General features: G+C 71.8%; 17 protein-coding genes and 1 tRNA gene. 3 read left to right on the top strand and 15 right to left on the bottom strand.

Annotated elements, in window-relative coordinates:
- Entirely contained in the window at positions 1–3,132 is a 3,132-nt protein-coding gene (locus tag ACFYSC_RS15910; protein ID WP_389961584.1) for a bifunctional cytochrome P450/NADPH--P450 reductase, read from the bottom strand.
- A 121-nt stretch (positions 3,133–3,253) separates the two neighbouring features.
- On the opposite strand from ACFYSC_RS15910, the gene ACFYSC_RS15905 reads away from it, so the two are divergent.
- Together ACFYSC_RS15905 and ACFYSC_RS15900 are read left to right on the top strand one after the other, a co-directional pair.
- Positions 3,254–3,802, top strand: coding sequence for a TetR/AcrR family transcriptional regulator (locus tag ACFYSC_RS15905; protein WP_389961582.1), 549 nt, complete (start codon positions 3,254–3,256; stop codon positions 3,800–3,802).
- Positions 3,803–3,857: 55 nt separating this feature from the next.
- Positions 3,858–4,280, top strand: coding sequence for a hypothetical protein (locus ACFYSC_RS15900; protein ID WP_389961580.1), 423 nt, complete (start codon positions 3,858–3,860; stop codon positions 4,278–4,280).
- 52 nt (positions 4,281–4,332) lie between these two features.
- On the opposite strand, the gene ACFYSC_RS15895 is transcribed toward ACFYSC_RS15900, so the two are convergent.
- The 3 genes from ACFYSC_RS15895 to ACFYSC_RS15885 form a co-directional block, all read right to left on the bottom strand.
- Positions 4,333–4,497: a hypothetical protein gene (locus ACFYSC_RS15895; RefSeq protein ID WP_362944804.1), complete on the bottom strand. Its 165-nt coding sequence runs from the start codon at positions 4,495–4,497 to the stop codon at positions 4,333–4,335.
- 295 nt (positions 4,498–4,792) lie between these two features.
- Entirely contained in the window at positions 4,793–6,205 is a 1,413-nt protein-coding gene (locus ACFYSC_RS15890) for an alkaline phosphatase (RefSeq protein WP_389961578.1), read from the bottom strand.
- Between the two features lie 133 nt (positions 6,206–6,338).
- Positions 6,339–6,494 carry a hypothetical protein gene (locus tag ACFYSC_RS15885; protein ID WP_389961576.1) on the bottom strand — a complete coding sequence of 52 codons (156 nt, stop codon included), beginning with the start codon at positions 6,492–6,494 and terminating at the stop codon, positions 6,339–6,341.
- Positions 6,495–6,601: 107 nt separating this feature from the next.
- Between ACFYSC_RS15885 and ACFYSC_RS15880 the strand changes: the two genes are divergently transcribed.
- Positions 6,602–7,915 (top strand): acyltransferase family protein, encoded by a 1,314-nt coding sequence (locus ACFYSC_RS15880; protein ID WP_389961574.1) that lies wholly within the window; start codon positions 6,602–6,604, stop codon positions 7,913–7,915.
- Here the strand turns inward: ACFYSC_RS15880 and ACFYSC_RS15875 are convergent.
- From ACFYSC_RS15875 to ACFYSC_RS15825, 11 genes are all read right to left on the bottom strand, one after another.
- Positions 7,876–9,192: a hypothetical protein gene (locus tag ACFYSC_RS15875; RefSeq protein ID WP_389961572.1), complete on the bottom strand. Its 1,317-nt coding sequence runs from the start codon at positions 9,190–9,192 to the stop codon at positions 7,876–7,878. The genes ACFYSC_RS15880 and ACFYSC_RS15875 overlap by 40 nt on opposite strands.
- Before the next feature lie 10 nt (positions 9,193–9,202).
- On the bottom strand, positions 9,203–9,679 hold the full coding sequence (locus ACFYSC_RS15870) for a hypothetical protein (RefSeq protein ID WP_389961570.1): 477 nt from the start codon (positions 9,677–9,679) through the stop codon (positions 9,203–9,205).
- Positions 9,680–9,710: 31 nt separating this feature from the next.
- A complete protein-coding gene (locus tag ACFYSC_RS15865; protein WP_389961568.1) occupies positions 9,711–10,598 on the bottom strand; it encodes a copper resistance protein CopC in 888 nt (295 codons plus the stop codon).
- A 460-nt stretch (positions 10,599–11,058) separates the two neighbouring features.
- Positions 11,059–11,135, bottom strand: a tRNA-Ile gene (locus ACFYSC_RS15860).
- A 154-nt stretch (positions 11,136–11,289) separates the two neighbouring features.
- Entirely contained in the window at positions 11,290–11,940 is a 651-nt protein-coding gene (locus tag ACFYSC_RS15855; protein ID WP_389961566.1) for a DUF3566 domain-containing protein, read from the bottom strand.
- A 72-nt stretch (positions 11,941–12,012) separates the two neighbouring features.
- Positions 12,013–14,544, bottom strand: a complete 2,532-nt coding sequence (gyrA, locus tag ACFYSC_RS15850; protein ID WP_389961564.1) for a DNA gyrase subunit A — start codon at positions 14,542–14,544, stop codon at positions 12,013–12,015.
- Between the two features lie 62 nt (positions 14,545–14,606).
- Positions 14,607–16,565 (bottom strand): DNA topoisomerase (ATP-hydrolyzing) subunit B, encoded by a 1,959-nt coding sequence (gene gyrB / locus ACFYSC_RS15845; RefSeq protein ID WP_389961562.1) that lies wholly within the window; start codon positions 16,563–16,565, stop codon positions 14,607–14,609.
- 309 nt (positions 16,566–16,874) lie between these two features.
- Positions 16,875–17,579, bottom strand: coding sequence for a DUF721 domain-containing protein (locus ACFYSC_RS15840; protein WP_389961560.1), 705 nt, complete (start codon positions 17,577–17,579; stop codon positions 16,875–16,877).
- A complete protein-coding gene (gene recF, locus ACFYSC_RS15835) occupies positions 17,569–18,786 on the bottom strand; it encodes a DNA replication/repair protein RecF (protein ID WP_389961558.1) in 1,218 nt (405 codons plus the stop codon). The genes ACFYSC_RS15840 and recF overlap by 11 nt, the downstream gene beginning before the upstream one ends.
- Before the next feature lie 296 nt (positions 18,787–19,082).
- The gene (gene gnd, locus ACFYSC_RS15830; protein ID WP_389961556.1) at positions 19,083–20,024 is read right to left on the bottom strand and encodes a phosphogluconate dehydrogenase (NAD(+)-dependent, decarboxylating); all 942 of its coding nucleotides are present in this window, start codon (positions 20,022–20,024) and stop codon (positions 19,083–19,085) included.
- 35 nt (positions 20,025–20,059) lie between these two features.
- Positions 20,060–20,797 carry a 3-keto-5-aminohexanoate cleavage protein gene (locus tag ACFYSC_RS15825; protein WP_389961554.1) on the bottom strand — a complete coding sequence of 246 codons (738 nt, stop codon included), beginning with the start codon at positions 20,795–20,797 and terminating at the stop codon, positions 20,060–20,062.
- Positions 20,798–20,912 lie beyond the last annotated feature (115 nt).

Genomic DNA, 20,912 nt, shown 5'->3' with positions numbered 1-20,912 from the left:
TCAGGCGAAGACGTCCTGCTGGTAGCGGCCCTCGGCCTCCAGGGCGCGCAGCCACTCCTCGCCGTCGCCACCGGTCCGCTCCCGGTGGATCTCCGCCAGGGCCCGCCGTACGGCGGGCGCCATCCGCAGGCCGTCACCGCACACGTAGACGTGCGCGCCCCGCTCCAGCAGTTCCCACACCCGGTCGGCGCGGGCCGCGATCGCGTCCTGGACGAACCGGGAGGGGTGGCCGGGCACGGCGGAGAACGCCAGGTGCACCCCGGTGGTCCCAGCGTCCTCCCACGCCCGCAGGTCGTCGCGGTACAGCCAGTCGTGCCCGGGGTGGCGGCAGCCGTAGAACACCTCGGCCGGGCCGGTCGCGCCGGTCAGCGCCCGCTCCTCCAGGAAGCCCCGCAGCGGCGCGAACCCGGTGCCCGGCCCCACCAGGATCACCGGCGTGGCCGGGTCGTCGGGCAGCCGGAACGGCGGGGCGGGGACCCGCACGTAGCCGTAGAACACCTCGCCGGGTTCCAGCCCCGCCAGGTAGGCCGAGCACATCCCCCGGTAGGAGCCGCCGCCCGACCAGGCCGGGCCCTCGACCAGCCCGACGGTGATCCGCACCCGGCGGGGGCCGGCCAGCGGCGAGGACGAGATCGAGTAGTAGCGCGGCCGGATCGGGCCGGCCAGCTCCAGGAACACCGGCAGGGGCAGTGTGATCGCCGGGAAGCGTTCCAGCAGCGTGAGCACCGAGACCCGCTTGGCCAGGACCTCGTCGGCGTAGTCGTCGGCGAGGGCGGCGAGCCGTTCCGTGGTCCAGGGGCACCCGGTGTGCGCGGCCAGCGCCGCGAGGTCGGAACGCGTGGCGACCTCCTGCAGCTCGGCGAACTCCGACAGAAGCAGCCCGGCCGTCACCGGGGTGTCCACCGGCAGGTGGGTCGTGCCCCGCGCGCGGAGCCGTACCACCTGGTCGCGCGGGACGCGCAGGCAGCGCAGCGCCCACTCGACCAGCTCGGGGTCGTTCTTGCCGAAGACGGCCAGGTGGTCGCCCGCGGTGTAGGTCACGCCCTCCGGCAGTTCGGCCACGATGGAGCGCACCCCCGGCCGTGGGGCCTCCAGCGAGAAGTCCCACAGCCCGGCCGGGTCGCCGGTCAGCTCCTCGTTGGACAGCACGGTCAGCGGGACCGCCTCCGGGGACACGACGGAAGGACGCACGTCGGCCTCGGTGAGGACCTCCATCTCGTAGCGGGGCGCGCTGTCGGCGGCGGCGGTGCCGTACTCGGCCGCCAGCGCCGCCCACAGCCCGGCGGTCCACGCCGACACGTCGCCGTCGAAGTCGCCGTCGGCGTCGGCCTCGCCCCGCTCGACCAGGGGCACGGCTCCGGCGCCGACGAGCTTGTCGAAGGCGCGGCGGGGGAAACCCTGGTAGGTCGGCCACTGGGTGTTGCCGCAGCCGAGCAGCGCGAGCCGTACGCCGTCCATGGGCGACAGGCCGTCGAGCGCGTCGAAGCGCTGGGCGTTGTCGGGAGCCTTGCCGTTGTAGGTGGAGGTGACGACGACGAGGGCCCCCTCGGACGGCGGGACGAGGTCGTCGAGCGTGGTCAGCGTGGTCGCGAACCCGGACCGCGCGGCCCGGTCGGCCAGCCGCTCGGCGATGTCGGCCGAGCTGCCGAGGTTGGAACCGTAGGCGACGGTGAGTGCGGTGCCGGAGCCGACGGCGAGCGCCGTCTCGGCGGCCTCGGCGGCGTCCGGCCCGGTGTCCGCCGCGGCCCCCGCCGTCCCCCTCTCGTACGGCCTGCGCTCCCGCACGCCGATCGTGAAGTCGTCGGGCTTGAGGGTGAGCGTCTGCTTGATCCGCATCCGGTAGGCGCCGGGGTCGGAGACCGCGAGCCTCTGCAGCACCATCGCCAGGGCGAGCCGGGCCTCGGTCAGCGCGAACTGCCGCCCGATGCAGGCCCGCTCGCCGTTGCCGAACGGCTTGTAGGCGGCCGGGTGGTGGGCCGCCTTGTTCTCCGGCAGCCAGCGGTCGATGTCGAACTCCTCCGGCCGGTCCCACGCCTTCGGGTGCCGGTGCAGCGACGGCAGCAGGACGACGCAGGTCTGCCCCTTGCGGACCGGGTAACCGCCGATCGCGGTGTCGTCGAACGCCTTGACGCCGAACGCCGGAATCGGGGACCAGATCCGCAGCGTCTCCTCCAGGATGCGCGGGATCACGTCCAGCTTCATGATCGTCTCGTATGTCGGCGCCGTGTCGCCGGGCAGCAGCCGATCCGCCTCGGCGTAGGCGAGGGCGAGCACGTGCGGGTTGCGCAGCAGGTTGTACAGCGCGAACGACAGCAGGCCGCTCGTGGTCTCGTGCCCGGCGATCAGGAAGGTGAGGACCTGGTTGCGGATGTTCTCGTCCGACAGCCGCTCGCCGGTGCGCGGGTCGGCGGCCTCCAGCATCAGGCCGAGCAGGTCGCCCGTGCCCCCGCCGCCCTCCTCGCGGCGCCGCCTGATCACGTCGTCCACCAGGTCCTGCATCACGCGGATGTCTGCGCGGTAGTCCTCCTCGCGCCTCTTCTTCATCCTGGTGACGACGGGCAACTGCCGGTTGCGGAGCATCGCCTCGGTCAGCGCGTTGCCCATGGACCGCAGGAAGGGGTGGAGCTCGTCGGAGGAGAAGGAGTCGAACCGGTAGCCGAACCCGGTCAGCGAGATCGTGTCGAGGGTGAGCCGGGTCATGTCCTCGGGTACGTTGACCCGGTCGGACCGCGACCACTTGTCCACCAGCGCCTCGGCGACCTCCAGCATCTGCGGGAAGTACGTCTTCATGGACCGCTGGCCGAACGCCGGCATCAGGATGCGGTGCGCCTGCCCCCAGACGGGCTCGTCGTGGCGGGCGGTGAACAGCCCGTCGCCGCTGAAGTCGCGCACGATCGACAGCGGCGGGTCGATGCCCTTGTAGAAGCGCGTCTCGTCGCAGACCTCGGCGACCAGGTCGGGGTCGTAGACGAACAGGACCCGGCGGCCCAGCAGATCGAGCTGGAAGATCCCCTCCTCGTGCTCCGCCGCGGTCTCGTCGAAGAACGCGGCGGGCGAGTGCGCCGGGACCTGCAGGGTGTTACCGAGCACGGGCAGCCCACGGGGGGTGGGAATCGACCGAGTCGCGGCCATGGAAATCCCTCCTTCGGCGGCGGCTTCCACACCGCCAGCCATACACCGTATGGAAGCTATCATACGGTGTATGGCAGTGAGCGCGCGCAGGGGACGACCCCTGACTCCGGAGGAAATCCACATGACGGCTCTGCGGCTGATCGATGCCGCGGGCGTGGAGAAGCTGTCCATGCGCAAGCTGGCGGCCGAGCTCGACGTCAACCCGATGTCCCTCTACCACCACGTCCATGACCGGACCGACCTGCTGCGCGGCGTCTGCGCCCTCGTCGCCGCCGAGGTGCGACTGCCCCCCGACGACGGCGCCCCCTGGCAGGACCAGCTCCGGGCCCTGGCGCACGTCTACCGCTCGATCGCCCGCTCCCACCCCTCGCTGTGGTCCCACATGAACACCCACCCCGACGTCGTGGACCAGTCGGGCGCGCTCTGGGTGGTCTACAACCGCATCCTGGTCGCCGCCGGGGTCCCCGCGGACCGGCTCGCCCACACCCGCACGGCGCTCTTCACGTTCGTCTCCGGCTTCATCACCGCCGAGAGCGAGGGCCTCCTCGCGGAGCTCGCGGAGCTCGCGGAGCTCGACGGCGTGGACGACGCCGACGCGACGTTCGCGGTGGCCGTGGACCTCATCATCGCCGGCCTGGAGAACGGCCCGTCCCGTTTCGCGCGGCCGTGAACCCCGGCGGCGTGAACATATGGGCGACGGGCCCCCGGCGGGCTACCGTGGAACGGTGCCCGAAGACAACGGATCCCGCGCGGGCGCCGCGCGGAGCGCCCGGATCGGTGTGATCCTGGCCGTGGCCTCCCTGGCGAACTACCTCGCCTGGCTGGGCTGGGACCGGCAGAAGGACGTCGCGCCGGACGGCGGCGTCAGCGGCCCCTACCAGCCGTGGCAGGTGGCGGGCTTCGTCGTCGTCCTGGGGGTGCTCGCCTTCCTCGCCGGCCGGTACGGCGTCCCGAAGTCCGGCACCCTCGCCGTCGCGGGCGTGACCTGGCTGGCCTGGACGGTCGGCGCCGCCACGTCCGACGACAGCGGGCTGTGGGCCGTGGGCTCCGTCCTGCTGCTTCCCGCCGTCTTCCTCGGCGTCGGCCTCGTCGCGTTCCTGGCGGCCCGCACCGGCGCCCGCCGTACGGCCCGCAGCGGCGGGCACTGAAGCGCCCCGGGGCGTACGGCGCGGCGGCGGGGCCGGAGGTCCTCGTGCGCGCCTACGGCTCGCGGCCGGCGCGACGGGCCTCGACGACGCCCATCACGACCGCGGCGACCAGGGCGATCAGACCGATGATGAGCAGCCACTTCAGGGCCTTGAGCAACAGGCCGAGCAGGATGAACACCACCGCGACGACTCCCAGGGTGATCAGCAAGGCGCGCATGGGACTTTCCTCTTCCGCGTGGAGGTCACGGCCATCCGAGGGCCATATCGGTCACCGGATCGCATACCCATACGAATAACCAGGTAACAGCGGGCTCAGCGGGAACACGGCGGGAGCGGCCCGCCGCGGGCGTCCCGCACCGGCCGGAAGGGCCCCTCCGGCACCGGCCGGAAGGGCGCCTCCGGGCCGGTCACGCTCGCGACCGGGCCGGAGACCGCGCGAAGACCGCGGAGAAGGGGGAAGCCGTCCGCGCGGGACGACGCCATACGCATGGGGTGCGCGGCGGGCGGGACCGTTACCTCAGGCCGAGCGCGCGGGACATGGTGTGGAACAGGTCGGTCTGGTTGGTGATGCCGAGCACGTTCGCCGCCTGCGGCCCCTGGGCGGCGACGCGGACCTGGCTGCCGGTGTGGCCCTGGATGGCCTCCGGGGCGCCCGCGTTCGTCGCGTAGCTGATGACCATCGGGGCGCCCTCGGTGGTGAGCAGCGTCCGGATGCCGCCGGCCGAGTGGTTCCCGGCGGTCTGCGGGTACTCGACGATCTGACTGGCGTGCGCGTGGTCCGCGGTGACGATCACCAGGGTGTCGGGGTGTTTGGCCGCGTAGGCCCTGCCCAGTGCGATCGCGTCGTCGAAGCCGACCGTCTCACCGATCTGGCTGCACGGGTTGGAGACATGGCCCAGCAGGTCGATCCCGGCACCCTCGACCTGCAGGAAGAAGCCGCGGCCGTCCTTGTTCCGTTCGGCCTTGGCGTCGAGCAGCCTCAGGGCCTCGGCGGTCATCCGCTCCAGGGTGGGCTGCCCGGCCGGAGCGCTCGAGGTGTCGGGGCAGGGCTGCGGAACCGTGTTGTCCGCGCCCTCCGCGGTGAACGGCGTCGCGGCGGGGCCGTTCCAGCGGGGCGGCATGATGCCCGGGCTGAACAGGCCGAGGACCTTCTGGTCCTTCCGCACGCCGGTCAGGCCCGCGCTGTCGAACACGGTGGTGTACCCCTGCGCCTGAGCCTGGGCGAGCACCGTCTGACCGGTGTACTTCCCGCCGGTCACCGTCTGGTCGAACCGCCGCTTCCCACCGCCCATGAGGACGTCGACGCCGTGGTCGACGAGCTGCTCGGCGATCGAACCCGGGCCGCCCTTCTCCTTGGCGTCCTGCGGGCACTCCTTCATGTCGGCCGGGCCCTGGCAGCTGCGGTCGGGGACGTGGGCGGCGATGGCGGCGGGGGTCGAGTCGGTGAGCTCGGCGGTGGTGACATCGCCGGTGACGTAGCCGGCCTTCTGCGCCAGCTCCAGGACCGTCGGCAGGTCCCTGCCGAACCGGTCCACGGAGATGGCTCCGTTGTAGGTCTTCGTGCCCGTCGCCCAGCCGGTGGCGCCGGCCGAGGAGTCGGTCACGTAGTCGGGCTTGCCCGTGTCCTTGTGCAGGGAGTACGTCGTGTACGCACCGGTGAGCGGGAGCATGTCCATGTTCAGCCGGCCGTCGGCGCCCTTGGCGTAGTTGCGCGCCATGGTGATCTCGCTGTCACCCATGCCGTCACCCACGAAAAGGATGACGTTGCGGGCCCTGCCGCCCTGGATCGCCCCCTTCGCGGCGTCCGTCCGGTCGCCTGCCAGGGGAGCCGCCCCGGCGGCGCCGACGCCGGTGGCGACGAGCACCGAAGCGGCCAGTCCGGCCCCCAGCAATGTGCGCCGGCGGCGCGAGCGAGCATCAAGCACAGGTCCTCCTCATGACGACGTCAGCCGTGCACATTACCGTTTTTTAATCTTTATCGGGGGCATAAAAATATAAATAAGGAGTTTTATCCCCAAGATAGCAATAAGCACGTCAGAACGCATGAGTTGTGAATATTTACGCTCTCCTAAAACGGGAGCACGGCTCATGGTCTCGTTGAACAAGCAGGACGATGAAGAAAAGGCATGAAACCTGATCGTCGAATCCGCCGGCGGCCCGCCGCGCGATGACGTCCAGCTCCTCGGCGATGCGGGCCCGCTCGTCGAGCACCATGGCCCTGGCCCGGTCCTGCTGGGCCAGGCGGTACCGGCGCCGGTCCGTCGAGCCCGCCTTCAGGATGCGTTTACGAATCTCCCAGGATGACCGCCTAGCCTGACCGGATGTTCGCCGGAGCTGTGGAGACGAGTCGGAGCGTTGCCCGGGAGGAGGCCCCGCCCCCGCGGTCGCGGCCGTCGTCCGCACCACGGCAGGGGTGGCTGGACGCGTTGCGCGGCATGGCCGCGCTGGTCGTGGTGTTCGAGCACTCCCTGGACGCGCTCCTCCCGGAGGTGCGCGCGACCGCCGGCCCGTGGTTCGACTTCGGCCAGTACGGCGTGCTCGTGTTCTTCCTCGTCAGCGGCTACGTGGTGCCGGTCTCGCTCGAACGGCGCGGCAGCGTCGGCGGGTTCTGGATCAACCGGGTCTTCCGGCTGTACCCCCTGTGGCTCGTCGCCGCGGCGGCCGGGACGGCGTTCGGTGTCGCGGGCGTGTACACCCCGCTGCCGGACCAGCTGGCGGACGCCCCGGGCGTCGCGGCCCTGGCGCACCTGACGATGCTCCAGGACCTGCTTCAGGTGAACGGCGTCGTCAACGTGTTCTGGACCCTCTCCTATGAGATGGTCTTCTACCTCCTCGTGACCGCCATGTTCACGGCCGGCGTGCACCGCTTCAGCGTCACCGGCATGCTCGCCTTCGCCGTGGCGGCCGTCACCGTGGGAGGGCTGCTCCCGGCGGGCGCGCTGTCACACGGCCTGGGCACCACGCCGGTCGTGGTGACGACCGCGGTCGTGCTGCTCGCGGCCGCCGCGTCTCTGGCCTGCGGCGGGAGCCTCCGCCGGTACGGCACCGCGGCGGCGGCCGTGCTCGCCCTGGTGCTGCTCGGCGTCAACAGCCGGGTCGGGGCGTGGCAGAGTCTCGCCATCCTCGCGACGATGTTCGCCGGCACCGTCTTCTACCGCCTCGACCAGGGACAGGCCGGCTGGAGGAGGACCGGGTGGCTGCTCGGCCTCGTGCCGGTCGCGTCCGCCGGAGCCGCGTGGGCGTTCGGCCCGGGCTGGGGCATGCCCGACGACCAGGCGCGGGCCTTCACCTGGGGCTGGACCGCCGCCGTCGCGGCGGCCTGGGCGACCTTCCTGGCCGCCCGTCTTCTGCGGCACCGGGCGATGCCCCGTCTCCTCGTCCGGCTCGGCATGATCAGCTACTCCGTCTACCTGCTGCATCCCCTCGCGATCCAGGTCCTCCGGCGGCTGACGGCGGACCCCGCCCGCTTCCCCCTCGCCGAACGGCTCGTCATGGCCGTCCTGCTGCTGGCGGTGGTGCTCGGCTGCGCGGAGCTGACCTACCGGGTCGTCGAGCGCCCGGCCCAGTCCCTGGGCCGCCGCCTGTCCCGAGCGGCTCAGGCGGCGAACAGGAGAAGCAGGCCCGCCACGGTGTAGACCACCATCAGCACGAGCAGGGGGATCTGCCCGAGGACGGCGGTACGCCGGGGGAACAGGGCCAGCGCGCGGTCATGGGCCAGTACGGTGCCCAGCACGTGACCGACGACGATGACCGTGACCTGGAGGGTGGCGACCCCCGCGGGGGTGGTGCCGAGCGCCTGGACGGTCCACCCGGTGGTGCCCAGCCAGTCGGCGCCGGTGTCCAGCGGATCGGACAGCAGGGCGATGGTCCGCTGCCCCTCCAGGAGGAACAGGGTGTAGTAGTGGGCCACCACGTACCCGACGGCGATCGGCACCATCGAGTGGGCGATCTCTCCCGCCGTCGTACCCGGCTCCGCCGCACCCCACCGGCCGGCCAGCGCCGTCGCGGCCCGGTACGCCGCGAGCACAAGGGCGATGACGGCGACCAGGCCGGCGGTGCCCGTGACCGGGGCCGGCACCGCGCTCTCCTGTGTGAAGCGCACCCAGACCGGGGCGTTGGACAGGCTGTCGTACATGGTCGAGCCCAGGAGCACGACCACCAGTGTCGTCAGCCCCGGCGCCGGTCGCAGCCCCGCCATGCCGTCCAGGGAGTTGCGCCAGACCAGCACGCCGTCGCGGTGTCCGGTCACCGGGGCGAGCCTGCCCACGAGGTCGCTGTAGACCTCGAACGGATCCGCGTGGTCGAACCACCGGGAGCCGAAGACCACCGCCCCGGCGAGTGTGAGCACGGCGTAGGCCGCGAGCCAGGCCCCGATGACCGGCAGGGTGGCCCGCTCCGGGGCGACGAGTTCCAGCCAGACGAAGGCGAACAGTCCCACGCAGGCGGGCCGGTATCCGACGTCCGCGGGCAGCGGCCGCAGGCCGAGTTCCGGGTCGCGCCCGAGCCCCTCGCAGGCCAGCAGGTGCAGCGTCCGCAGCGGGTTCAGGCCGCGCCACACCGGGCCGAAGAGCAGTGACAGCGGCACCAGGCCGACCCAGAACAGAACGTAGAACGCCCCGGCCGTGGGGTTGTCGGCCCGATCGGGACCGAAGATCAGCCCGATGCAGAAGTACGCCGCGGCGACGAGCCCGGCGGCTCGCCAGACCCACCGCCAGGCCGGCGCGGTCATCGCCGTCCGGACGGCGGCGGGCAACGAGCGGGCACCGGCGAGGGCGGCGCCCAGCCGTGGTTCCCTCCACAGCGCGCCGAGCGCCACGAACGACACCAGCAACGCGAGGGCCGCGCCGGTCAGCGCGGCCGAGAACGGAATCGGCAGGTCCTGACGACCGCCGACGCCGTGAGCCGGCCACATCCCGGCCGGCCTAACGGACGACGAGCTGGAACAGCTGCAGCCCCGACTCGTGGGTCTCCATCTCGAACAGCCCGGTCTCGTCGGCGACGAACTCGATGCTCGCGGGGGTGCCGGGCTTCAGGTGGGCCTCCTTGTCGTACCCGTGCAGGTGCGCCTCGTCGGCGGTGTCGCCGGTGACCGTGATCCGCACCGTCTGGCCCCTGGCCACCTCGATCCGTCTCGTCGGCGGCGTGACCTTCCGGCCGGCGATGGTGACGGTGATCTCCTTCACCGCCGGGTCCGCGGGGGCGGCGGACGCCGGCTCTCCGGAGGTCGCGGGATCCGGCTCCGCGGGAGCGGGGGCGGCCGTCTCGGCGGATCCCGGGGCGGCGGACCGGGTGGGGGCGGCGGCATCCGGCCCTCCACAGGCCGACGTGGCCGTCAGCAGGGCCACGCCGAGCGGGAGCGCGGCGAGCAGCGGGCGCAGGCGCGCGGGCACGATCGTCATGGGGGGGTTCTCCTGGGGGCAGGGCGGCGAGTCAGCGTCGCTTGGCGGATCTGGGGCGGTGGGGGGTGCGTGACGCCGGCGCGCGTGAGGGCGCCCTGGCCTGCGGGCGGCTGGAAGGCCGCCGGGCCGCCGCGGCGGCGGGTGCGGGCCGCCGCGCGGCCCGTACCACCAGGACGCCCGCTCCGACGACGAGGAGCGCGGGGACCAGCCATACCGACGACCCGGTGCCGGAGCCGGCCGGCTGCGCGTCGCCGGTGGGAGCACCGGCCGTGCCGGTCTCGGGAACCGCGGCCTGGGTGCCGCCGGTCTGCGGCGCCGCCGGGCCGATCGCCGCCGGGCTGCCGCCGGTCTCGGGCACCGGGGCCTGGGTGCCGTTCCCGGGCCCGGCCGAGGCGAGCAGGGCGGGGTCGGGCTCGTTGTCCGGAGCCCGCCAGCCCTTCGGCGGCCCCGAGGTCCCGCCCTTGTAGGTGAACCGCAGCTCTCCCCGCACCGGCTCCCCGTCGGAGGCGATCGACAGGTACCGGACGACGTACTCGCCCCGCTCGGGCCAGTAGGCGACCGGGATCTCCGCCGGGAATCCGGTGTTGTACACGCTCGGTTCCCACACCCCGTTGACGAGGTTGTACTCCTGGACCGGCTTGTCGAGGCGTTTGGGCCGGCCGTGCGTCCAGGGCCGGTCGACCCGGGCGCCGCCGGGAGCCGTGACCGCGAAGTACGCGTTCGAGGCGGGCACCTCGGTGAAGTAGAGCGCGAGGGACTTCATCGGCTCGCGCACCGTGCCGCCCTTGACCGGCGTCGACATCGCGAGCTGGCCGTGGGCGGAAGCGGGCGCCGCCAGGGCGGCGGTCGCCAGCGCGCCGACGACGACCACCAGAAGCAACCGGCCCAGGCAGCGCGCCATCATCACTTCTCGCTCCATGAGGTACGACCCCTGGATGGGGAGATGCGGCTCGGACCCGCGGGGCCGATTACGACGAGATTAACGACTTTCGCCACGAATGAACAGAACTCGGTGCTACTCCAACAGAAGCCAGGGGGACCCGACGACGGAACCGAGGTGTGCGGTACGGAAAGCACGACCGGGACGCCGCCCGTGGTCCGCGAAGCTCGCGCACGAACCTGCTCCGCCCGGTCTCTCGCCTGAGCCGTTCACCGTCCGGCAGGAAGGCTCGGACCCCTCGCCTCAACGAGGGCGCCCAACGGCGGCCGCGCCCGGTGAAGTACATACGGGCCGGCAGGATGACACCCAGGACGCCGGGAGGACCTCTTGAACACGTCAGCGCCCACTCGTGGCGGACGGCGCGACGGCCAGATGACGGTCGGACAACCGAAAGGCCGACTCCCGAATCTCGGGAACCGGCCTCTGAACCGCTTTTTCGTGGTGGGGCTACCAGGACTTGAACCTGGGACCTCTTCCTTATCAGGGAAGCGCTCTAACCGACTGAGCTATAGCCCCTCGTCGCGAAGAAACGGTATCGCATCCGCTCTGCGGAGGCGAATCCGTTCGTTCGAACAGGGAAAAGCTTACCCTCTTCCGGCACCCGTTCGCGCCATGTCCCCGGCCCGCGAACCGGGGACGGCCGGGCTGCCGGGGACACGGCGCGGGACGGCTATTCAGCCTCGCTGAAGGTGACCTCGACACCGCCGACCAGGTCGGAGGCGATGTTGTAGATCACGGCGCCGAGGGTGGCCAGGGCGGTGATCAGCACGACGTTCACCGCGCCGATCAGGGCGGTGTAGCCCAGGATCCGCACCGGCTCGAACCAGGAGGCGGCGTCGATGCCGCCGGTGGACTTGCCGTCCGCCGTGGTCACCTGGTTCACCATCTGGATGATGTTGTCGAACACCCCCAGGCTGGACAGCGCCATGTAGAGCACGGCGACCGCGACGAACAGCACCACGAAGCAGACCAGCGACACCACGAAGCTGAACTTCATCGCCGACCACGGCTCGACCCGGCGCAGCACGAGATGGGCCTTGCGCGGCGCCTTCGCGGGGGCCTCGGCGACCTTCTTGTCGGTGGCCGGGATGCCCGGCGACCCGGAGGACGACAGGTCCCCGGGAGTCCAGGAGGAGTTGCCCGCGTCCGGGGACGCCGGGCGGATACGCACCGCGGACTCGCTTGGTTTGCCGTCCTCGATCGCCGTCACGTTCTGCCTGCCCTTGAGATCGTCGGTCACCGATTCACCGGTCCCCGGCGTTCTACCGTCGGCCGGTGACTCGACCGCTCCGGCGGCCTCGGCCCCCGCGGTCTTGTCCATCTTCTCCGTTACCTGATCGCGTGTCGACGAGGAAGCCGAACGTGGACCCTTTTTTCCCTGGGCACCCACGTGTCACTCCCCTTCGCCGTTCTCCGGGACCGCGAGGGCCTCGGCATTGTCACGGGCCCCGGCGGCCTCGGCGTTGCGCGCGAGCGCCACGACGCTGTCACCTTCCGCGAGATTCATCAGACGTACCCCCATGGTCTGGCGACCGGACTGCTTGATCTCTCCTGCGCTGGTCCGGATGACACCGCCGTTGGACGTGATCGCGAAGACCTCGTCCTCCGGCCTGACCATGGCAGCACCCACAAGCTTGCCACGGGAGCTGACGATCTTAGCCGTCAGGACACCCTTGCCGCCCCTTCCCTGGACCGGGTACTGGTCGGCCGGGGTGCGCTTGGCGTAGCCGCCCTCGGTGGCGATCAGCACGTCGTCGCCGTCGGCGATGCGGTTCATCGCCAGCAGCTCGTCGCCCTCCAGGAACCGCATGCCGATCACGCCGCTGGTCGCCCGGCCCATCGGGCGCAGCGCCTCGTCGGTGGAGGTGAAGCGGATCGACTGGGCGCCTCGGGAGATGAGAAGGAGGTCGTCGTCCTCGGACACCAGCCGGGCGGCGATCACCTCGTCGTCCTCCCGGAGGTTGATGGCGATGAGACCGCCCGAGCGCGGCGAGTCGTACTCCGTGAGGCGCGTCTTCTTCACCAGGCCGTGCCGGGTGGCCAGCACGAGGTACGGGGCCACGTCGTAGTCACGCAGGTCCAGGACCTCCATGATGACCTCGTCGGGCTGCATGGCCAGGAGGTTCGCCAGGTGCTGGCCGCGCGCGTCGCGGGCGGCGTCCGGCAGCTCGTACGCCTTGATCCGGTAGACGCGGCCCTTGTTGGTGAAGAACAGCAGCCAGTGGTGCGTCGTGGTGACGAAGAAGTGGTCGACGATGTCGTCCTGGCGGAGCTGGGCGCCGCGCACCCCCTTGCCGCCGCGCCGCTGCGCCCGGTACAGGTCGATGTTGGTGCGCTTGGCGTAGCCGCCGCGGGTGATCGTGACGACCATGTCCTCCTCGGCGAGGAGGTCCTCGATCGACATGTCGCCCTCGTAGGCGATGATCTCCGACTTGCGCTCGTCGCCGTACCTGTTCACGATCTCGGTGAGCTCGTCGAGGATGATCGTCCGCTGCCGCTGCGGCGAGGCCAGGATCTCCTGGTAGTCGGTGATCTGCGTCATCAGCGCGTCGTGCTCGTCGGTGATCTGCTGCCGCTCCAGGGCGGCGAGCTTGCGCAGCTGCATGTCGAGGATGGCCTGCGCCTGGACCTCGTCGATCTCCAGCATCGTCATCAGGCCGCCCTGGGCCGCCGAGGCCGACGGCGAACGCCGGATCAGGGCGATGACCTCGTCCAGCCGCTCCAGCGCCTTGAGCAGCGCGCGCAGGATGTGGGCGCGCTCCTCGGCCTTGCGCAGGAGGTAGCGGGTACGGCGGACCACGACCTCGACCTGGTGCGCCACGTAGTGGCGTACGAACTGGTCCAGCCGCAGGGTGCGCGGCACCCCGTCGACCAGGGCCAGCATGTTGGCGCCGAAGGTGGTCTGCAGCTGGGTGTGCTTGTAGAGGTTGTTCAGCACGACCTTGGCGACCGCGTCGCGCTTGAGCACGATCACCAGGCGCTGGCCGACCCGGGAGGAGCTCTCGTCGCGGACGTCGGCGATGCCGTTGATCCGGCCGTCCTTCACCAGCTCGGCGATGGACAGCGCGAGGTTGTCCGGGTTGACCATGTAGGGCAGCTCGGTGACGACCAGGCACTGGCGGCCCTTGGCGTCCTCCTCGACCTCCACGATCGCCCGCATGGTGATCGACCCGCGGCCGGTGCGGTAGGCGTCGTCGATGCCGCGGCGGCCCACGATGAGCGCGCCGGTGGGGAAGTCGGGGCCCTTGACCCGGGCGATCAGCGCTTCCAGCAGCTCGTCGTCGTCCGCCTCGGGGTTCTCCAGGCACCATTTGATGCCGTCGGCGACCTCGCGCAGGTTGTGCGGCGGAATGTTCGTGGCCATGCCGACCGCGATGCCGGCCGAGCCGTTGACCAGGAGGTTCGGGAACCGCGACGGCAGGACCAGCGGCTCCTGCGAACGCCCGTCGTAGTTGGGCTGGAAGTCGACGGTGTCCTTGTCGATGTCACGGATCATCTCCATGGCGATCGGCGCGAGCTTGCACTCGGTGTACCGCATGGCGGCCGGCATGTCGTTGCCGGGCGATCCGAAGTTGCCCTGGCCGTCGACCAGGGTGTAGCGCAGCGCCCAGGGCTGTGCCAGCCGTACGACGGTGCCGTAGATCGACGAGTCGCCGTGCGGGTGGTAGGAGCCCATGACGTCGCCGACGACGCGGGAGCACTTGAAGTAACCCCGGTCGGGGCGGTAGCCGCCGTCGTACATGGCGTACAGCACGCGGCGGTGCACCGGCTTGAGCCCGTCGCGGACGTCGGGCAGCGCACGGGACACGATGACCGACATCGCGTAGTCCATGTAGCTGCGCTGCATCTCCGACTGGATGTCGACCGGCTCGATGCGCTCTGTCGGCTCTGCCGGCTCTGCGGGCGGAGTGTTCACGTCCGTCACGGGTGATGGGTCCTTTTCGAAGAGAGATCTGTACGGCTGCCGCTACACATCGGGAACCGCCGCTACACGTCGAGGAAGCGGACGTCCCGCGCGTTCCGGATGATGAAGGAGCGGCGCGCCTCCACGTCCTCACCCATCAGGACGCTGAACAGCTCGTCGGCCTGTGCGGCGTCGTCGAGGGTGACCAGGCGCAGGACGCGGGTCTCGGGGTTCATCGTGGTGTCCCACAGCTGGCCGGCGTTCATCTCGCCCAGACCCTTGAAGCGCTGGACGCCGTCGTGCAGGCGCGGGTCGCGCCTGCCCCTTCCGATGCCCTCATTGATGATCGCGTCGCGCTCGGGGTCGGAGTAGGCGTAGGAGGCGTCCTCGCCCCGGCGGTCCCACTTGATCTTGTAGAGCGGCGGCTGGGACAGGTAGACGTGCCCGGCCTCGATCAGCGGCCTCATGAAGCGGAACAGCAGCGTCAGCAGCAGCGTGTTGATGTGCTGGCCGTCGACGTCGGCGTCGGCCATCAGGATCAGCTTGTGGTAGCGCAGCTTGGAGATGTCGAACTCGTCGTGCACGCCGGTGCCCATGGCGGTGATCAGCGCCTGGACCTCGGCGTTCTTCAGGACCTTGTCGATCCGCGCCTTCTCCACGTTCAGGATCTTGCCGCGGATGGGCAGGATCGCCTGGAACTTGGAGTCGCGGCCGCCCTTGGCGGAACCACCGGCCGAGTCGCCCTCGACGATGAACAGCTCGCACTTCTCCGGGTCGCTCCACTGGCAGTCGGCCAGCTTGCCGGGCAGCCCGGAACCGGCCTCCAGCAGCGACTTGCGCCGGGTCAGGTCGCGGGCCTGACGGGCCGCGAGGCGGGCGCGGGAAGCCTGCAGGGACTTGTTGATGATGTCCTTGGCCTCGCCGGGGTTGCGCTCGAACCAGTCGCGCAGATGGTCGTTGCAGGCCTTCTGGACGAACGACTTGGCCTCGGTGTTGCCCAGCTTGGTCTTGGTCTGGCCCTCGAACTGCGGGTCGGCCAGCTTCACCGAGATGATCGCGGTGAGACCCTCGCGGATGTCCTCACCGGTGAGGTTGTCGTCCTTGCCCTCCTTGAGGAACTTCTGCTCGCGCGCGTAGCGGTTGACGATCGACGTCAGCGCCGCGCGGAAGCCCTCCTCGTGGGTGCCGCCCTCGGCCGTGTTGATGGTGTTGGCGAAGGTGTAGACCGACTCGCTGTAGGAGTTGTTCCACTGCATGGCGATCTCGACCGAGATCCCCTCGCCGCTCTCCTCGAAGTCGATCACGGAGACGTGCGCCGCGTCCTTCTTGGAGTTGAGGTGCTTGACGAAGTCGGACAGGCCGCCCTCGTAGTGGTAGGTCACCTCCACCGGCCCGTCCTCGCCGTCCTCGCCGGCGGAGTGGCCGGGGCGCTCGTCGCGCAGGCAGATCGTCAGGCCCTTGTTGAGGAAGGCCATCTCCTGGAAGCGCCGCGAGAGCGTCTCGAAGTTCCACGTCGTGGTCTCGAAGATGGTGGGGTCGGCCCAGAAGGTGATCGAGGTGCCGGTCTCGTCGGTCGGCTCGCCCTTGGCCAGCGGGTGCGTCGGCCTGGTGTCGGCGTAGCTCTGCCGCCAGTAGTGGCCGTCGGTGCGGATCTCCACCTCCAGCCGGTTGGACAGGGCGTTGACCACCGAGACGCCGACACCGTGCAGGCCGCCCGAGACGGCGTAGGACTTGCTGTCGAACTTGCCTCCCGCGTGCAGCACGGTCAGGACGACCTCGACCGCGGGACGCTTCTCGACGGGGTGCATGCCGACCGGGATGCCACGGCCGTTGTCCACGACCCGCACGCCGTTGTCGGCGAGCAGGGTGACCTCGATCCTGTCGGCGTGACCGGCGAGGGCCTCGTCGACGGAGTTGTCCACCACCTCGTAGACGAGGTGGTGGAGACCCCGCTCGCCGGTCGAGCCGATGTACATTCCCGGGCGCTTGCGGACTGCCTCGAGCCCTTCGAGAACGGTGATTGAGCTAGCGTCGTAGGACAAGTGCGGAATCCTCCTGCCGCGGACACGCAGCGGGGACGCGATTCAGCCCCGCCCTGCCCGTCACCGTCGTGAATGCCCCGATGCGCCCACCCGGGGGAGTCGGCCTCACAGGCCGGGGTGTCACGCAAACGGACGTGTCCGGAATTCAGTTCCATTCTAGCGGCTCGAAGCGCGTGATGCGGCATTGACGGGCTCCAGAAGCCTCTCTAGCGCGTCCACCCTCCATTTGGGCATCCCCCCTCGGGGGTGGGGGGTCATCGCGCGAGAGGGGCCGCTGATCCGTTTTCGGCGTCAGCCGGACCTCCGTGATCAACCGTACGTGTCACCTGGGCCTCGGCTGCCGGTGACCCGGAGGCCGCCGGGCCGGGGTCCGTGCTGCGGGCCGCGCACCCGCACCCGCTGCACCGTGCCGTCCCCGAGCTCCTCGTTCAGCCGCCTGACCAGGGTCCTGGCCAGCAGGCGCACCTGGGTGGCCCACGCCGTGGAGTCGGCGGACACCACGACCTCCCCGTCGGCGAAGGTCTCCGGCCGGGTGTGGGAGGCCAGGTCCGGGCCCACGATCTCCGGCCAGCGGCCGAACACCCCGCCCACCGCGGCGGGCCGCTCCCAGCCCCGGTCGGCCAGCAGGTCGGCGATGGCCCGGCCGAGGAGCTGGGGGTCGCCGCCGTCCCTGCGGGCGCCGGACGCCGCGCGCCTGGGCTCGCGCCGCGGCAGCCTGCCGCGCTTGGCCGCGTCGGCCTTGGCCTGGGCCAGCTTCTCCCTGGCCAGTGCGGCGCCCCGGGCCGCGGTGTCCGCGGACGCCTCGGCCGCCGCCGCGGCGCCGGTCCCCGTACCGGAACCCGTACCGCTCCCGCTGCCGTTTCCGGCGCCGGAACCCGTACCGGAACCGGTGCCGGCGTCCGCACCGGATACGGCGCCCTCGCCGGCCGCCCTCGAAGTCCTGGAGTCCCCGGAGTTCCCGGAGCCGCGCGCGGGCCGGCCCGGCCGGTCCCGCGCGGCGTCGTCAGCGGACACGCCCGACACTCCCCTCGGTCACGTCGAACCTGGCCCCGGCCAGCTCCGGCGGCACGTCGGCGGGCACCGCGGCGGTGATGAGCACCTGCTCGGCCGGGGCGACGATCTCGGCCAGGCGGCGGCGCCGGCGGCTGTCCAGCTCGGCGAAGACGTCGTCGAGGATGAGGACCGGGTCGCCGCCGTCGGCCCGCAGCAGGTCGTAGGCGGCCAGCCGGAGGGCCAGCGCGAACGACCACGACTCCCCGTGGCTGGCGTAGCCGCGCGCGGGAAGGTCCCCCAGGCCCAGGAACAGGTCGTCGCGATGCGGGCCGACCAGGGTGACGCCGCGTTCCAGCTCGGCGCTCCTGACCTCGGCCAGCGCCTCGCGCAGCCGCTTCTCCAGGACCGAGCGGTCGGCCGGGGCCTCCCCGGCGCCTCCGGCGTTCCCGTCGTCCCCGGCGTCCGGCGCGTCCCCGGGCAGCGTGCCGCGGTAGACCAGGTCGGCCGGGGCCGAGTCGGGGGCCAGGGCGGCGTAGGAGGCGGCGACAAGCGGCCGCAGCGCCTCGACCAGCTCCAGCCGGGCCGCGAGCAGCTCGGCGCCGTGCCTGGCGAGGTGGGCGTCCCACACCTCCAGCGTGCTCAGCGGGTCACCCGCCCCGGCGGCGGCGAAGCCCGCGTCGTTCTCGGCCCGGCGTCCGCCCCGGCCGCCGCGCCGCGCCTGCGCCGCCGTGCGCAGCAGCGCCCCCCGCTGCTTGAGCACCCGGTCGTAGTCGGCGCGGACCCCGGCGAAGCGGGGCGTCCTGGCCACCAGCAGGTCGTCGAGGTAGCGGCGCCGCTCCGAGGGGTCGCCCTTGACCATCGCGAGGTCCTCCGGCGCGAACAGGACCGTGCGCAGCAGCCCGACGACGTCGCGGGCGCGGGAGACGGGCGAGCGGTTCAGCCGGGCGCGGTTGGCCTTCCCCGGGTTGATCTCCAGCTCGACCAGGGCGCGGCGGTCCTCCCGCACGACGACGCACCGGACGACCGCCCGTGCCGCTCCGTGCCGCACCAGCGGCGCGTCGGTGGCCACCCGGTGGCTCGACTGCGTCGCGATGTAGCCCAGCGCCTCGACCAGGTTGGTCTTCCCCCGCCCGTTGGGCCCGACGAAGGCCGTGACGCCCGGCTCCAGGCCGAGGTCGGCGGTGTCGTAGGACCGGAAGTCGGTCAGCGAGAGATGGGCGACGTACACCCCTCGAAGACTAGCCGCACCCCGGGAGCCGCGGTCGGCCCCACCGGTCACCGGTTTCCACCGCGGCACGCCGCTCCTGTCATCCACAGCGGGTCACAGGGGTCCACGGCCGTTCACGACCGTTCACGGCGGGCCCCGCCGGTCGCCGGCGCCCGTCACGGGTCACCGGCCGACGGCGGGCGGCGGGCGGCGGGCGGATCCCCGCAGGGCGTGCGCGGGGGCGTTCGTGAGGGTGCCCGTACGGCCGCGCGCCCCGCACCTCTCGCGGCGGGGTGCGCGGCCGTACGGGCACCGCGTCACCTGTCGGCCTCCGGCGGCGGGGCCACGTCGGCGCCCGGGGCGTCGGCGCCCTTGGCGACCTGGCCCTCCCTGGCGGTGACCGCGTGACCGCCGAACTGGTTGCGCAGGGCCGCGACGACCTTCATGGCCGGCGAGTCGTCCTGGCGGGAGGCGAACCTGGCGTACAGGGCGGAGGTGATGACCGGCAGCGGCACCGCGTGGTCCACGGCGGCCTGGACGGTCCACCGGCCCTCGCCGGAGTCCTGGGCGTAGCCCCTCAGGTCCGCCAGGCCCGGGTCCTCGTCGAGGGCGCGGACCAGCAGGTCGAGCAGCCAGGAGCGGATGACCGTGCCGTTGCGCCAGCTCTTGAAGGAGCCGGCCACGTCGGTCACGACGTCGGACGCCTCCAGCAGCTCCCAGCCCTCGGCGAAGGCCTGCATCATGCCGTACTCGATGCCGTTGTGGACCATCTTCGCGAAGTGGCCGGCGCCGATGCCGCCCGCGTGGACGAAGCCGCCCTCCTCGGGCTTGAGGGTCTCGAAGATCGGCATCAGCCTCCGGACGTCCTCGTCGGAGCCGCCGGTCATCAGCGCGTAGCCGTTCTGCAGGCCCCAGACGCCGCCGCTCACGCCGCAGTCGACGAAGCCGACGCCCCGGGCGCCGAGCTCCTCGCCGTGCTTGCGGTCGTCGAGATAGTGCGAGTTGCCGCCGTCGACGACGACGTCACCGGGCGACAGCAGCTCGCCGAGCTGCTCGATCGTCGCCTGGGTCGGCGCGCCGGCCGGCACCATGACCCATACCGCGCGCGGCTCCTGGAGCCGGTCCACCAGCTCCTTCAGGCTCGCGACGTCGCTGATCGACGGGTCGCGGTCGTAGCCGACCACGTCGTGGCCGCCGCGGCGCAGGCGCTCGGCCATGTTGCCGCCCATTTTGCCCAGCCCGATCATGCCGATTTGCATACGAGCACCCCCTCTATTCGGGTTTCTTCATCCATCTACGTCAGGCGCGCCATCGCAAGCCGTACCAGATCGGCGTTTCCGGCAACGGGGTCGCCCACAGGGCTGTGGAGGACGTCCTCCAGGCCGACGCGCGTAGCCAGACCCATCTGCCCCGCTTCATCCACAAGTATCCAGGTCGGCTCCTCCTCGCCGTGAAGGAGCCGCCGCCCGGGTACGCCCAGCTCGTCCAGGCGGGCGAGGACGGCGTGCGCGCGGGACACGGCGGTGGCGGCCGGACCGCCGATGATCTCCACCAGCACCCGCAGGCACTCCAGGCCGCTCGCGGCGAGCGCCTCGGCGTCGGCGGTGGACCAGACCCCCGCCTCGACGTCCACCCCGAACTCGCGCAGGTCGTGCCAGAGCTCAGCGAAGCCGGGCTCGGAGAGGTTGACCGAGGCGAAGTCGGGCCGGTCCCCGGCGGGCAGCTCCGCCCAGCCCAGTACGGCCCGCCGCCGCTCCCCGGCGTCCCCGCCGGATATCCACAGGCCCGTGCTGACGCCGACGGGCACGCCGGGGCACGCCCGCCGCACCTCGCGGACGGCCGCGCCGATGTGCGCGGCGCTGAGAGACTCTCTGCCGGTCTCGTCGCGCGGGTGCATGTGAACTGCCGCCGCACCCGCCTCACAGGCCTCACGGGCCTCCTGAGCGAGCTGCAGGGGGGTCAGGGGCAGCGCCGGGTGCTCGCCGGGACTCCTCGAACCGTTGAGGCACGCCTTCAGCATGATCTCGGTCACCGGTGAACCGTACCCGGGCCCGCCGCGGACTCACCCGGCGGGCGGCGCGTCCCGTCCTTCGGCACGTCCCGCCCTTGGCGCGCCCCCGCCCTCCGGGGGCAGGAGCGGCCGGGGA

Origin of the sequence: Streptosporangium sp. NPDC004379, from assembly GCF_042873875.1 — a bacterium.
Taxonomy (GTDB): domain Bacteria; phylum Actinomycetota; class Actinomycetes; order Streptosporangiales; family Streptosporangiaceae; genus Streptosporangium.
Note: the sequence above shows the minus strand (reverse complement) of the source record. Positions and strands in the feature narration are given on the sequence as shown.